The organism is Haloquadratum walsbyi J07HQW2 (assembly GCF_000415985.1).
GTDB lineage: Archaea > Halobacteriota > Halobacteria > Halobacteriales > Haloferacaceae > Haloquadratum > Haloquadratum walsbyi_B.
In genome coordinates, this window is sequence record NZ_KE356561.1 from 1,443,979 (window position 1) to 1,456,886 (window position 12,908).

Below are 12,908 nucleotides of genomic sequence, written 5' to 3' on the forward strand. Positions count from 1 at the left end.
TGCTGAGAACCGTCTGCAGGGTGAGTCTTTACAGGGTGATATCGAGGCGACTCCCGATACTGAGTCGGTGGTAGACGGTAACACCACGACCGAGTGACGCAGATACAGTAGGTCTTTCAATAGTGATTGTCTCATAAATACCAATGGAAATACTCGTTACTGGCGGTGCTGGATTTATTGGGGGACACCTTGCAGAGCGGTTCATCGCTGACGGGCATGACGTTATTGTACTTGATAATCTTGAACCGTTCTATGATACCCGAATTAAAAAACAGACAATCGAGGTCTGTCGAACACGTGCTGATGACGGTTCAGGATCATATCGATTTATTGAGGGAGATATTCGAGATGCCGATACCGTTACAGAGCTCGTTTCTGACGCTGAGTATGTGTATCATCAAGCCGCACAGGCCGGCGTTCGTCAAAGCGTCGCGGATCCACGGAAATACGATGAGATCAACGTCGAGGGGACATTAAATATTCTTGACGCCGCCCGCGATACAGAAACAAAACGCATTGTACTTGCATCATCCTCATCAGTGTATGGTAGCCCTGAATATCTTCCATACGACGAGTCACACCCAACAACACCGGTGAGCCCATACGGTGCATCGAAGTTAGCAGCTGAACGGTACGCCTGCGCATATAGCGAGGTGTATGATTTACCGGCAGTTGCACTGCGTTACTTTACCGTCTATGGACCGCGAATGCGTCCGAATATGGCGATTTCAAACTTTGTTTCACGGTGTCTCAATGAACAACCGCCGGTCGTATATGGCGATGGGACGCAAACACGCGATTTTACATTTATTGACGATATTGTTGAGGCGAATGTCACATTACTAACCGAGAGTGCTGCCGATGGTGAGGCGGTCAATATCGGAAGTACTGACAATATCGATATCCTCACACTTGCTGAGGAGATTCGAAATCAATTAGCGCCGGAGCAAAAAATCATATTTGCCGAACGTCATGATGCCGACGCCGAACACACACATGCTGCTGTTGAAAAAGCACGAGATCTTCTAGGATATGAACCGACTCATACGATTCGAGAAGGTGTCGAGGAATTCGTCGAGTGGTATCATGAAAGTCGTGATTGGTACGAACCACTTGTACTCCAAAGTTAGGGAGATGTACTTGCTAGTGTAGCCAGTCAAGTCGATAATCGGTACTCATCTCTTGGATTATTGTATACTTCTGTTCGGGATATTTATACTGATGTCTACCGACTATTCCTTTTGAATTTATATTGATTCGTCACTCTCCGCGGCTGCAGACATGATACAGTTAGCGTGACCGATAGGAACTGAGTGACCAGTCATGAATTAATAAAGGACAATTTTTGACCGATGTGAAATCAGCGCTAAAACAAGGCTGGCGTTAGTTGCTAGAAAGAGCCGTTTCAATCGCTGAGGAGTACGACGACGCACCCTTATTAAATCCAACAGTCTCGAATACCTCACCATCGTATTCCTCGGTAAAGACGCTCGTGAAGCGATCTGAAAGCTGCTGCCCATAATCATTGTTCACGAACAGTGTTGAAACAGAACTTACCTCAAGTCGCTCAGCCATCACTTGTGCCATGACACGACCTTGCAGGAAGTCAGACGGTGCCGTCCGGAAGATGTAGTCATCATCATCAAGATTTGAGACAGACAATGCTGTTGAGGATGGTGAGCATCCGACGACCTCATTTGGAATGAATGCCTGTAGCGAGGTCGGAACGTTCACACCGGAGGACGCCGTCCCACAGACACTCGGGACACCAGCACTGATGAGTGACTCACCAGCCGAGACACCAGCACTTGGGGATGTCTGTGTATCCTCAGTTCGTGCATTGACTGAGATGCCTGCAGGATTCGCCTCATTTATCTGCATTGCTGGGAGTTGTGCAGCCTGAATCATCGGCTGTCCGACTGATGCGAGATCGCCTGTCTCTGGAAGGAGAATCCCGACAGATACCTCACGGTCAGTCCCACCAGGTCCACTATCGGCTGCAGGACCAGATCCTTCTGGATTTGCGCCCTCGAAGTTCTGTACATTAATCTGGGAGGTTCCTCCGTCCGCAAACTCCCAGATAGCGTATGCTGCGGATGCCGGGTCGCCATCTTCGTTGAAGTTTGTCGCCGAGGAGGCACCCTGATAGTTCACGTCCTCGCCATTTGCAGCGGCTTCAATACCCTCAATGAGGTTGTCAGGAGTGACTGTTGTGCCTTCGGGATTCGCGATACGTCGCATCTGGTCACGAACCGCTGTACCATCGTTCTCGCCTGCGGCGGCATTCGCAAGGATCTGAATTGCGACTGAGTCATATGATTGTGAGGTAAAGACACCGGGAGTTTCACCGTACTCATCTTGGAAGAGCGAATTAAACGCTTCCTGGCTTGGACCGCCTGCAGCAGGAGCTGTTCCTGTTACGTTTGCCATCTCATTACCAACCTGCCCGGGCATTGCACCATCGCGAAGACCGTCTGGAATGAGAATTTCTTCACTCCCATCAGATTGGCTGTAGTAATCACGGAAAAGTTGAATTCCACTCTCTGGATAGCCAATCACAACAATGCCCTCTGGACCGCTTGATCCGGAAGGCGTTCCGGTGGTTCCACCACTTTCTGTTGTTGTTGAGTCGGAGCTACCGCTCTCGCCGCCGCCTCCACCGCCGACACAACCTGACAGACCAACTGTTCCCAATACTCCGGCTGCTCCGGCGCGCTTCAGAAATGCTCGACGTTCAATGTCTCGTGACATATTTCAGGTATCGTCAGTCGTGAATTTAAAAGTGCCCGTTGTCAGTATGTATCAACTGACCGATAATTGGATATATTGCTCTTATATATGAACTTTTTATCAGAGTTATGTTCACTATAGATCTACAGCTTGGAATGTACTGAATACACACTAATGACGTACCGGACTGCTCGATGACCGGATGTGGACCGTTTATACTCATCTTAGTTTATGCTAAGAAATATGTATAATCGGGGTAATCAGTCCGATAGCTCTCTTTTCGGAGAATGTCAGCAGTGCGCGGTTCGAGGCTTGCGTCGATAGAAAATGCCTACTGCACTACTCCTCTCTCGGTGAGGTGAAGCCTGGAATGACGCCTTCGGGTCGGGTAATCTCGTCCTCTGCGTCAGACATGATTTGTTCCCGTTCCCGCCGCAGGTTCTCGAACTCCCGGGGATGGTCGTGATAGTATAATAACGCAGCGTAAACCTCCGAGACAGTAAGATCGTGCCGGTCGGCGACGGTTTGTGGTTTGAGTCCACGACCTTCGACTCGCTCGGCGATAGTCAGAACTGGAATACGCCGCCCGTTTATATGCGGTTCATCGAGTATGTCTCGCACAATGCGGGTCTCCTGCTGAGACATCTATCATACATCAAAACACGCGCTTATATTTAGATGAATGGAATGGTCACTTCACTGTCTGCATTGACCGAATCAGAGAGCCTCAACTCTCGGTTCGTGACGTACTGCATACGCGCTCCGCATCCAGCCTAAAAAATTCTATAGAGTCTCGAGTTTGTTTTCAGTTTGATCATATATCCTGTTTGTAAGATGGTTCAAATTGAAGCAATTTGTAGAGATAGATCTCTTACAGCAGTTTTCCTGGGTCTTCTCAGATTGGTATACACTTTTGATTGACTGGTTGTAGTCACCTCTCACACAGCGGGTTTCCTCAGTTATTATCACGAGAGGGTCTCTTTTTGTGCTTTCTTATTACCGATATGTGATATACGATTCCATATAATCAAATTCTATACATTAATAGTTCAGGTAATGCAGTAATTATATAGTATAATATAATATAATAAGTCCGTATATTAGCTCATCCTCGGTTAATTCAAAGCTATAAGAAACACAAGAAACTCGGGAAACTTAGGAAATTTTATGTTACTTGGATTACATTTGTTCTCATGGAAGAGGAAGATTCGATTTTTGCTGACGATGTCGAGATGATAGATGACGCAACAGTTCTTGAAGAGGATTACACCCCAAGTGAAATTCTCTGCCGCGACGATTCACTTGGTGAGCTTACTGATATTTCAAAACCAATATACAAGGGACGACCCCCACAGAATGCCTTTCTCTACGGTGACACAGGAGTCGGAAAGACGGCAGTAACAAAGTATCTTCGTAATAGACTCATCAATGATCTTGGAGAGAAAAACTCGAATCTCTCCAACACTGATCAACTCAAACTCAACGACATCTGGATTAACTGTGAGAACTTCACTACAGCAGGTCACACGACATCATCATATCAAGTGGCAGTCGGCATTGTTAATTGACTCCGTGAGTCGGGGAACCGAATCACTGGGACAGGGTATGCCCCGCAGGATGTATATGATATCATGTACTCAGAATTGGATTCACTTTCTGGAACAGTGCTCATAATCCTCGATGAGGTTGACAAAATCGGAGAAGATGACACGCTTCTGTACGAACTTCCACGTTCACGTGATATCGGTTATCTCGAGGATGTTCGTGTTGGTGTAATTGGTATAAGTAATAACTACACATTCAGAAGAAATCTCTCACCGAAAGTGAAAGACAGCTTATGCGAAACCGAAATCAAATTTTCACCATATGATGCAACAGAACTCGCAGATATACTTCATAATCGTGCTGAACAGGCACTGTATGATGGCACATATGCCGATGGGATAATTAATCTCGTGTCAGCGCTTGCTTATCAGGAAGCCTCTGGAAGTGCTCGGAGAGCAATACGGTTACTGCGTGGCTCAGCCGAGATTGCTGAGGGCGAGGGTGTCACACAAATTCAAAAAGAACACGTACGACAGGCAAACGAGAAGATTGAGTACGGAAACATCGTTGAATCAATTGCTGAGCAGGATGATGAGAAGTTATACATCCTCAAATCCCTCGCTCACTTAGCACTCGTTGAGAAGACTCCGGCACGGACACGGACGGTACATCAAACGTATTGTCGTGTTGTGCGAGCATATAATGAAGATAGCGGGAATGAGCCATTAACACGGCGCGGTATGTTTAATCACCTCTCAAAGCTCGTGATGTTCGGATTCGTGAATACGATTGATCGTAACGCAGGTGCTGCTGGCGGACAGTGGAGCGAACACGGGTTTAGCGACGATATTGGTCCCTCAAAGATTAAGGAGGCAATTGAAGCAAATGGGCTTGAGTGGAAGCAAATTAGCACGCGTGGGGTAAGCTAGCAAAACTGCTGTGTCTGTGTCAGATATCCAGGCATACTCGTTGAAATAACTCAGGAAAACTGCTGTGTGTACTCACATGTAGTCTGTGGAAGAATATCACTCGTTGCTCACCATCGTCATCCGAATCTTTCTGTTTTCGAGACAGGGTACAGCGGGTCAAGTGATACATGTGAATGAATGCCGGGTGAGTCAGTCCCGGGAAATGCGGTGTCTCTCAAAGCCTATATATTCAAGTGTAATAACACGGATGCCCTCGGGTGAGGTGAGGTCAGATCGCAAGCGTCGGTTCTCACAGACATTACATATAATTCAATCTGTGGTAATTCACCAGTTACAATCCGACCAATCTCTAGGCAACATACCGCACACGTGTCTTTGGTGACTTTGTTGGAATTCCGCTGAACGATCGACTCGATTATTCATATCACACGACAGTATTCATCATCTTGGGTGGAGCATCAGCCGATCTAAGGCGAGTGTGTTTCAGCTAAGGGACCGCTACCGTATATTTACCTCTCATCGATGAGAATAAATAAAATGTGTCCTCTGTTTAATTGACGCTTGTTCAATGAAGAGTAGATAAAATGCATTCTCTATCATATTCATCAACCATGCCTCGGGATTGCTCTGGTTTATGTAATCAGTAACGACCGGTAAAGATGCATTAAAAAATTAAACGGGTTCAAACCTCGTTTCCAGTCCCAACAAATTCTCCTGCACCTTCGTACGACCAAAGCTCACCCTGGCGCATCGCACGTCCGAATGCTTGATTAAATTCAATAAACTCCGCGAACTCTGCTCCCTCAACATGTTCGAATACGTCAGCAACCGAAACGACAGTGTCATTATCAATACGAACTGGGTGATCGCCGTATTCGCTGACGAATGTATCACAGTCAAGAGGGAAGTCCTCATTTTCGTTCACTTTCTTTGCAATCACGGTATGTCCATATTTTCGACGCCCCTCCGAACCGTGCTCTCCATCGGGATCATGTGACCACTCCATACACTCGCATCTGCACTCTACAGCAAGGCCGTTACAGAATAATGAGTACGATATTTGAGTGTCTGAGAGGTGACCAACCATGTCAACTGTCGAATAAATACGGAGCTATACTATTCTGAGAAATGAGTTGCCGCCGGTGCAGACAACGATATGTGCTGAATATCAAATCTCTTGAGACAGTATTATTAATATAATTGAATTTTTTCTTTTCTAACATGATTAAAATAAAAAATTATGTTAATTATTTATATATGGTATCCTCAATATCAGATGCATGTACCGATACGAGGGTGAGGATGTGTTTGTCATTGACGGACACGTTCACATGTGGGATGCAACGGAGGAGAATATCAAACACAAGGGTGGCGAGCAGTTCATTCAATGCTTCCATGACTATCACACCGGGTTCACGCCTGATGACCGACAGCGTGACATGGAGGATTATCGAAAATTCACTCCTGAGGATGTGAAGGAAGACCTATTCAACAACCACGTTGACGTGGGTGTTTATCAGCCGACGCATCTTAGAGATTTCTATAAAGAGGGATTCAATACGGTCGATGACCTCGGGCAGACGCTCTATCAGGATCATCCTGATCGATTCGTGCTCAACGGTCGTTGGGATCCACGCGACGGCGAAGAAGGACTCAAAGAGCTTGAACGCCAGAAAGAAGAGTACGATATCATGGGTGCAAAAGTATACACCGCAGAGTGGAAAGGCGACTCCAAGGGATGGCGTCTTGATAGCGATGATGCCTTTGAGTTCTTAGAAAAGTGCGCTGACCTCGGTGTAAAAAATATCCACCCACACAAAGGTCCAACAATTCGACCGCTCAATAAAGATGCATTCGATGTAGGCGATGTCGATGAAGCAGCATCGTCATTCCCAGAGCTGAATTTCATTGTCGAGCACGTCGGTCTGCCACGACTTGATGACTTCTGTTGGATTGCAACACAGGAACCGAACGTCTACGGTGGGATCGCGGTTGCAGCCCCAATGGCGTTAGGTCGTCCACAGCGATTCTCAGAGATTATGGCTGAACTACTATTTTGGCTTGGTGAGGATCGATTGACCTTCGGTTCGGATTATGGTATCTGGGATCCTGACTGGCTCATTGAAGCCGTAATGCAGACTGAACTCAGCGATGAACAAGTCGAAGAGTACGGCGTTGAGTTCGATCTTGAGGCGAAAAAGAAGCTTATGGGTGAAAACATCGCCGAGTTGTATGATATCGATATTGAAAAGCGAAAGAAACAGCTCAGTACCGACGCCATCAGCCAGGAATTCGGTCTTGGTGACGCATACGATGCAACTGCTCCAGCGGATGACTAACGCGAATGATAACACGTGATACCGTCAGAGCACGGCTTGACCGCGTCAGTGATCCTGAGCTTGATGAGTCAATCGTTGAACTCGGATATGTCGATCAGATCCAGATTAATGATGATTACGGCGTCGTAACACTTGCGTTCACGCTACCAACAGCGTGGTGTTCACCTGCGTTTGCATGGATGATGTCAGTTGACGCTCGCGATGAAATTGAATCAATTGCTAGTGCTGATCGGGCAGTTATTTGTCTCCGTGAACATATGCATCAGCATGAAATCAATGAGGGTGTGAACGCTCGACAGTCATTCGATGCATCATTCCCAGACGCCGATGGGGAGGTTGCCTCTGTTCGCGCAACCCTTGATGACAAGGCGCGTCTCTCACGCCAGTACGAAGCAGTCGAATCACTACTTGAGGCTGATATCACACCAGCACAGATCTGTGGATTAACGCCAGCAGAGATCGATATTCACACTGGTGATGATCGACGCTCTGAGGATGCATTTGCGGCTGTCTATCTTGAATCGGAATCATTTGCAGTGACAGTTCCGGCGCGTCCACTTGATCGGTATCTTCGAAAGGCGCGAACAGTCGAATATATTACCTCAGAGGATGACACGCTGTTTCGTACACCTGAGGGCGAGCCAGTCTCAGTCGATAACTTTGATCTTGTCCACCGACGAGGGAGACTTGCACAGACAAATATGACTGGGCAAGGCGGTCTCTGTGATGCACTCAATGAGAGCCGTCGCGACAAGCTCAACCGTGACACACCAGTCGCTGCAGATGCTGACTAGCGACGTTCGAGACTAGAAGCGAGTTAGTATCGAATATCCGGTATTTGTGGTATCGTGACCTGGTGATAATCCAACTTTTTTATTTGGACTTGTGCTGGTGTTTTTGAAGGATGCGGTTGCTATTTTCAGAGTAAAACAGCATCGTTGATCAAGACGATCCCAGACTCTGTTGTGTATCAGATGCTGTCGAAAAGTAACCCATGCGGTGGGACTGGGATTTGAACCCAGGAGGCCATATGGCCACCTGCTCTCAAGGCAGGCGCGTTAGTCCACTCCGCCATCCCACCTATATTTTCACATTAGGGTCCGATGGTTAATGATTGTCGGTCGCGGTCGAGGGTGGTCGGTATTTTACAAATCGTGATGTTCGTGTAGTTACTATTTCGTTGCACAAGGTCAGATTAATCATTTTGATGTATTAGTGAATCTCTCTGATGGACTCATAATTAGCAGGTTCCGGAGAAGAATCGTATCCCACTGCGTGAGAGGAATTCCCGAACCTACGTCAATAGGGCACTCGTAGAGAGAGTTAGGATGATTTCAGGGGTGTGCGTTCTTACACTGTTACGACACCGTGCATATCAGATGAGCGAAAGAAATTATTCTTATTGGATTGACATACAAGAATAGATGAATTCCGGATGGCAGTATCGAGCCGCAAGCACTGTCAGGGTCGCGTTGCTCACTGCAGCGGCGGTGGTTGTCGTGAATAGCGGGACGGTACAAGCATGGCTCGGAGTGATGCCAGTGCTCTCGCGATTGCCACCGGATCCGCCTGGGGGAGCAGAGTACCTGATTGAGGTCGGATTGACTGTTCTGGCTGTCACTGGAGCGTTTCTCCCACTGTACAAGCCGCGACCACGACGAATCCTTGATATTGTCATGTCGGCACACAAACGTGTGTTCGCTGCCGTCTTTGCACTCGCGACAATCGGATACTTCGATTATACGTATAAACTCCCGCGGCTCACACTTGTCGCTACAACACCGATTCTCCTCGTGCTACTGCCTAGCTGGTTAGTGTGGTTGCGGCGACCTGACACAGACAGTCAGCGAACGATTATTGTCGGCGATGACTTCGAGCAGATTGCGCGTATTACTCAAGAGAGTGATCTCTCGCTGTTGGGATATCTGTGTCCGACACCGATACTCGCAGTCAGTGGTAAGAGAGGATCAGAAACATCGGTCATCTCCGATGGTGGGCATGAGGCGATACAGCCTGACAGCGATCTCGATATACTCGTCGCGTTCGACAAGCCAGTAACGTTGTTCGATCTCGTTCGGTTAGAAAACGAACTGACGGAGGAACTTGGTATTGAGGTCGACCTCGTGACGAAAGACTCGTTGAAGCCACGGGTTGAATCCCGCGTTCGCGACGATCTTGTCATGGTATGACAGCGGTTCTGGACTATCTCGATGACATTCTTGACGGCGTCGAGAAGATCAAGCGATATACACGAGAGATGACCTACCAAGAGTTCGTTGACGACTCAAAGACAGTCGACGCAGTACTCCGAATTTTGAGGTGATCGGCGAGGCAGCGAAGAACGTTCCTAATGAGATCCGTCAAGAGTATGATGATGTGCCGTGGTCAGAAATGACTAGAATGCGTGATAAGTTGATCTACGGATACGCAACCGTCGAATTACAAATCGTCTGGACAACCATTCAAGAAGAGGTGCCAACCTTAGGAGCACAGATCGAGTCCGTTCGAGACGAAATTGAATGACATCGCAACGCACAGTAGTGTAGTGGGGTCCTCCATGACGTTCGTAATGAACACTTCAGGAGCGACCATGGCTACACAATCCGAGAATGCTACGGTCATCTCGGAAGCGCAGGCATGGTTTGCGGCACATCCAGAGTCTGCGAAACACAGCTCGATCGAGACGTCTGAAACTCCTCTCTAGAGTATCTCTTCTCTGTTGACAACTCTGACTTCTCACGGCGAGGGAGATGTTGTGCGTGAACCACCTCGGGGTCACGCCCCGAGGCACTCGACCTGCTCTGTCTGTAGAAACATTTACCAAGTGTTGGATGTAACTCAGATGCATGACGACGGCAGTGAAAGTCCACGACGATGCAAAATCTCGTCTCGAAGAACTCCAAGCGGAGATTCGACTCCAGACGGGGTCAACAGTCACTCAACAGGAGTTGCTCTCGCGCCTCATCGATGACGCATACGAATCACGTGAGGACGTGATCGACTCGTTCCGAGAGTCATCAGTTCCACTATCACCGGCAGAGAAGGAGGCCATGCGCCGTGGCCGGTTCCATTCAGGCGTTGAAACGGATGAAAGCGATATCGACGACGTACTGTACGGATGACGGTTTTTGTGGATACCGGTGTACTGTACGCGGACCATGACCAAGATGCGTCACGGCATACCGCCGCCAGTGCTGCTCTTGACGCCGTGTACGACGGCGAGTTTGGGCAGCCGTATGTAAGTGACTACATTTACGACGAGGCGGTGACGCTCACACTCAAACGAGGTGGTGCGTTCATCCCCGCACGGCAGCTCGGAGCAAAGCTTAGGGGGGTCGATCCGTATCCGAAGGCATATGAGCTGCTCCGTGTCTCAGCGGCAGTCTTCCAAGATGCTGTCGATGTGTTCGAACGCTACGACGATCAGGCGTTGAGTTTCACAGACGCCACGACGGTCGGGCTGTGTCGTCGTCACGACATTAACGCCGTGTTGAGCTTTGATGACGACTTCGACGGCGTCACGGAGCGGATCGATCCTCGTTCTGTGTGAGCCCATGGTGGGATTGTTCGATCTGTTCGAGTTTGACCGAGACGACGCGTTCGTCAACCACGCAGTCCGTCCTCCGCTATCCGGTCGATGACCGTACGCTGGTGCCGGCGAAGGGTCTCACGTTTTTCATCAAATTCCGCCTCGATGTCTGTCTTGAACTGTTCGAAGGTCGTTCATCGCCACAGAGCAGGTCGCCATTTACGGCGTCGTGGGCGACATCCAGCGGCAGCGAGTCAATATCGGACACGTCGATGAATGTGAACTCCTCGTGTTGGAGCTCACCAGAGAGTACACACCGCTTTTTGAACCGGTTCCGTTCAGAACAGTCTGCTGTGAACTTGACAGCGATATCAAAATCAGATGAATGCGGTACCGTCTCCGAAACCTGTGATCCGAATACAACGGCGAAAACGACGTCTGGATCAGCACAGACCACATCCTTGAGAGCGGAGCGTATCTGTGACTGATCAGTATTCGGTTCCATACAAGGATCCACATCGTATTATCACAAAATAATTCCGCCAAGTCATATTGTATCACCGCACTAGTGACAGTATGGACGGCAGTACCTGCTCTCACCTGAACTCGTAGTCGGTGTTGCGGGCGTCGACATATGCGCTGTTGCCCTCTCGATCTGGCACGTAACACGGACCGTGATCCGCTATGTGGAAGACGGGAGCTTCGATATCCGGTCCGCTTCGCCGGCGTCGATCGCTTCGAGCCGTTCGTTAAGATTGCTACGATCCGGAGACTCGATCCGGACGTGGAGTGTTCGGGTCATGATGTGAGGAGTGGAGTCATGATCGTTTGTCAGTCACCGTACTTGAGAGGCGTCACCAGTCGGCACGTTTCGATGTCGGGAGTGCCCCCCGCCATGTGCGAAAGGTCTCAACAAGTCCGGGGTAGTTGATCTCGAACGGTTCCGACCCCAGATGGAGTTCATGAACGCCGTGGTGGGTATCAAACCGGATGATCGGGTCTGTCGCGTCGGCTTCGATCTCGTCTTCCAGCACGGTGACATCATCGCTCATCCACATATGTCAATCTAGAGTGTCACATAACTATTAGGAATGAGCCTAACACAAACGCCTCGCAATTCTATGAGTCCGGACCTCGTGGGATCAGGGAGAACACTGCTGAGCAGTCACGAGCAGACTGAAACAATCCTGAGTCCCCTGTCGGTCGTGCCCTGTTAGTTCGTCTTGGTCTCGGGAGTGTCGGCCTTGCGGGAGTGCGCACAGATGCGCTCAACGCCCTTCTTGAGCTCGATTTCAGGTTGCCAGCGAATGGCTTCGTTGAATCGTGATAGTCAACTATAGACCATGTTGTCGTGGACGTGACTGTGTCGAGTGTTGGTTCGTTCACTACTGCTCACCTCCATTCGGAAGCCGTGTTTGTCGCGTTGGGACTGCTATCGTCGGATGTGTTGTCGGTGTCGTGGTGTAATAGGGATGGTCGGAATCGACTTGGATGTCCGGGTATTGGTGCTGTTGCGCATTGCTGTTCGACAGTCGGTTCTTGTCGACGTTGATCATCGGATGTGCGGTGATGTGATTGGTATCTCCGTTGAGTTTGGTGGCAATCGAAGGTGGTGGGTGTCTGTCCCACTCAACAAGAGTACATTTCCTCATGTGGTCGAAGGGTAGGCTTCTCGATCCGGTGGGTGTGGTCGGCTGTCGATATATCACTAGCGGCGGTGCGGTCTGATTGCTGTTCGGCGAAAGCCAGGTCGTTACTGGTGGTGTCGGACTTGTTGTGGTCCACCGGCGGTGACCCTCTTGCTGGACTGCAGTTACGCGGTCAAGCTCGCGGACA

The 12,908-nt window shown here is 49.0% G+C and carries 14 protein-coding genes, 1 tRNA gene and 2 pseudogenes; 10 read left to right on the top strand and 7 right to left on the bottom strand.

Annotated elements, in window-relative coordinates; genetic code table 11:
- The first annotated feature begins 143 nt into the window (after nt 1-143).
- Nucleotides 144-1,130: an SDR family oxidoreductase gene (locus tag J07HQW2_RS06675; protein ID WP_021054664.1), complete on the top strand. Its 987-nt coding sequence runs from the start codon at nt 144-146 to the stop codon at nt 1,128-1,130.
- Between the two features lie 253 nt (nt 1,131-1,383).
- On the opposite strand, the gene J07HQW2_RS06680 is transcribed toward J07HQW2_RS06675, so the two are convergent.
- Nucleotides 1,384-2,751: an ABC transporter substrate-binding protein gene (locus J07HQW2_RS06680; RefSeq protein WP_021054665.1), complete on the bottom strand. Its 1,368-nt coding sequence runs from the start codon at nt 2,749-2,751 to the stop codon at nt 1,384-1,386.
- A 318-nt stretch (nt 2,752-3,069) separates the two neighbouring features.
- Entirely contained in the window at nt 3,070-3,375 is a 306-nt protein-coding gene (locus J07HQW2_RS06685) for a DUF433 domain-containing protein (protein ID WP_021052467.1), read from the bottom strand.
- A gap of 548 nt (nt 3,376-3,923) precedes the next feature.
- On the opposite strand from J07HQW2_RS06685, the gene J07HQW2_RS18015 reads away from it, so the two are divergent.
- Together J07HQW2_RS18015 and J07HQW2_RS06690 are read left to right on the top strand one after the other, a co-directional pair.
- On the top strand, nt 3,924-4,298 hold the full coding sequence (locus tag J07HQW2_RS18015) for an AAA family ATPase (protein WP_021052468.1): 375 nt from the start codon (nt 3,924-3,926) through the stop codon (nt 4,296-4,298).
- A gap of 15 nt (nt 4,299-4,313) precedes the next feature.
- Nucleotides 4,314-5,204 (top strand): annotated as a pseudogene (locus J07HQW2_RS06690) (Cdc6/Cdc18 family protein); the annotation flags it as partial.
- Between the two features lie 682 nt (nt 5,205-5,886).
- Here J07HQW2_RS06690 and J07HQW2_RS06695 read toward each other — a convergent pair.
- Nucleotides 5,887-6,210 (bottom strand): DUF5785 family protein, encoded by a 324-nt coding sequence (locus J07HQW2_RS06695; RefSeq protein WP_048075184.1) that lies wholly within the window; start codon nt 6,208-6,210, stop codon nt 5,887-5,889.
- Nucleotides 6,211-6,484: 274 nt separating this feature from the next.
- Here J07HQW2_RS06695 and J07HQW2_RS06700 point away from each other — a divergent pair, with 274 nt between their 5' ends.
- Both J07HQW2_RS06700 and J07HQW2_RS06705 read left to right on the top strand, forming a co-directional pair.
- The gene (locus J07HQW2_RS06700; protein WP_021054667.1) at nt 6,485-7,543 is read left to right on the top strand and encodes an amidohydrolase family protein; all 1,059 of its coding nucleotides are present in this window, start codon (nt 6,485-6,487) and stop codon (nt 7,541-7,543) included.
- A 5-nt stretch (nt 7,544-7,548) separates the two neighbouring features.
- A complete protein-coding gene (locus tag J07HQW2_RS06705) occupies nt 7,549-8,337 on the top strand; it encodes an iron-sulfur cluster assembly protein (protein ID WP_021054668.1) in 789 nt (262 codons plus the stop codon).
- Between the two features lie 203 nt (nt 8,338-8,540).
- Here the strand turns inward: J07HQW2_RS06705 and J07HQW2_RS06710 are convergent.
- Nucleotides 8,541-8,624: transfer RNA gene (locus J07HQW2_RS06710), tRNA-Ser, on the bottom strand.
- Between the two features lie 343 nt (nt 8,625-8,967).
- On the opposite strand from J07HQW2_RS06710, the gene J07HQW2_RS06715 reads away from it, so the two are divergent.
- From J07HQW2_RS06715 to J07HQW2_RS06730, 5 genes are all read left to right on the top strand, one after another.
- Nucleotides 8,968-9,732 carry a nucleotidyltransferase domain-containing protein gene (locus J07HQW2_RS06715; protein ID WP_021054669.1) on the top strand — a complete coding sequence of 255 codons (765 nt, stop codon included), beginning with the start codon at nt 8,968-8,970 and terminating at the stop codon, nt 9,730-9,732.
- Nucleotides 9,729-9,866, top strand: coding sequence for a ribonuclease HepT family protein (locus J07HQW2_RS18020; RefSeq protein ID WP_021052489.1), 138 nt, complete (start codon nt 9,729-9,731; stop codon nt 9,864-9,866). The genes J07HQW2_RS06715 and J07HQW2_RS18020 overlap by 4 nt, the downstream gene beginning before the upstream one ends.
- The gene (locus J07HQW2_RS18025) at nt 9,863-10,066 is read left to right on the top strand and encodes a HepT-like ribonuclease domain-containing protein (protein ID WP_021052490.1); all 204 of its coding nucleotides are present in this window, start codon (nt 9,863-9,865) and stop codon (nt 10,064-10,066) included. Before J07HQW2_RS18020 ends, J07HQW2_RS18025 begins: the two co-directional genes overlap by 4 nt.
- 323 nt (nt 10,067-10,389) lie before the next feature.
- Nucleotides 10,390-10,665, top strand: coding sequence for a hypothetical protein (locus J07HQW2_RS06725; protein WP_021052492.1), 276 nt, complete (start codon nt 10,390-10,392; stop codon nt 10,663-10,665).
- Nucleotides 10,662-11,093 carry a type II toxin-antitoxin system VapC family toxin gene (locus J07HQW2_RS06730; RefSeq protein WP_021052493.1) on the top strand — a complete coding sequence of 144 codons (432 nt, stop codon included), beginning with the start codon at nt 10,662-10,664 and terminating at the stop codon, nt 11,091-11,093. The genes J07HQW2_RS06725 and J07HQW2_RS06730 overlap by 4 nt, the downstream gene beginning before the upstream one ends.
- 76 nt (nt 11,094-11,169) lie before the next feature.
- Here J07HQW2_RS06730 and J07HQW2_RS06735 read toward each other — a convergent pair whose 3' ends face one another.
- The 3 genes and pseudogenes from J07HQW2_RS06735 to J07HQW2_RS06745 all read right to left on the bottom strand — a co-directional run.
- Nucleotides 11,170-11,577, bottom strand: coding sequence for a nucleotidyltransferase domain-containing protein (locus tag J07HQW2_RS06735; RefSeq protein ID WP_021052494.1), 408 nt, complete (start codon nt 11,575-11,577; stop codon nt 11,170-11,172).
- A gap of 349 nt (nt 11,578-11,926) precedes the next feature.
- The gene (locus J07HQW2_RS06740) at nt 11,927-12,124 is read right to left on the bottom strand and encodes a hypothetical protein (protein ID WP_021054671.1); all 198 of its coding nucleotides are present in this window, start codon (nt 12,122-12,124) and stop codon (nt 11,927-11,929) included.
- A gap of 333 nt (nt 12,125-12,457) precedes the next feature.
- A pseudogene (locus J07HQW2_RS06745) lies at nt 12,458-12,908 on the bottom strand (plasmid replication protein RepH); the annotation flags it as partial.

Bases quoted from the DNA above. Each gene is read 5' to 3' on its own strand.
- J07HQW2_RS06675 (WP_021054664.1), top strand. From the start codon at position 144: ATGGAAATACTCGTTACTGGCGGTGCTGGATTTATTGGGGGACACCTT.
- J07HQW2_RS06680 (WP_021054665.1), bottom strand. From the start codon at position 2,751: ATGTCACGAGACATTGAACGTCGAGCATTTCTGAAGCGCGCCGGAGCA.
- J07HQW2_RS06685 (WP_021052467.1), bottom strand. From the start codon at position 3,375: ATGTCTCAGCAGGAGACCCGCATTGTGCGAGACATACTCGATGAACCG.
- J07HQW2_RS18015 (WP_021052468.1), top strand. From the start codon at position 3,924: ATGGAAGAGGAAGATTCGATTTTTGCTGACGATGTCGAGATGATAGAT.
- J07HQW2_RS06695 (WP_048075184.1), bottom strand. From the start codon at position 6,210: ATGGAGTGGTCACATGATCCCGATGGAGAGCACGGTTCGGAGGGGCGT.
- J07HQW2_RS06700 (WP_021054667.1), top strand. From the start codon at position 6,485: ATGTACCGATACGAGGGTGAGGATGTGTTTGTCATTGACGGACACGTT.
- J07HQW2_RS06705 (WP_021054668.1), top strand. From the start codon at position 7,549: ATGATAACACGTGATACCGTCAGAGCACGGCTTGACCGCGTCAGTGAT.
- J07HQW2_RS06715 (WP_021054669.1), top strand. From the start codon at position 8,968: ATGAATTCCGGATGGCAGTATCGAGCCGCAAGCACTGTCAGGGTCGCG.
- J07HQW2_RS18020 (WP_021052489.1), top strand. From the start codon at position 9,729: ATGACAGCGGTTCTGGACTATCTCGATGACATTCTTGACGGCGTCGAG.
- J07HQW2_RS06725 (WP_021052492.1), top strand. From the start codon at position 10,390: ATGACGACGGCAGTGAAAGTCCACGACGATGCAAAATCTCGTCTCGAA.
- J07HQW2_RS06730 (WP_021052493.1), top strand. From the start codon at position 10,662: ATGACGGTTTTTGTGGATACCGGTGTACTGTACGCGGACCATGACCAA.
- J07HQW2_RS06735 (WP_021052494.1), bottom strand. From the start codon at position 11,577: ATGGAACCGAATACTGATCAGTCACAGATACGCTCCGCTCTCAAGGAT.
- J07HQW2_RS06740 (WP_021054671.1), bottom strand. From the start codon at position 12,124: ATGAGCGATGATGTCACCGTGCTGGAAGACGAGATCGAAGCCGACGCG.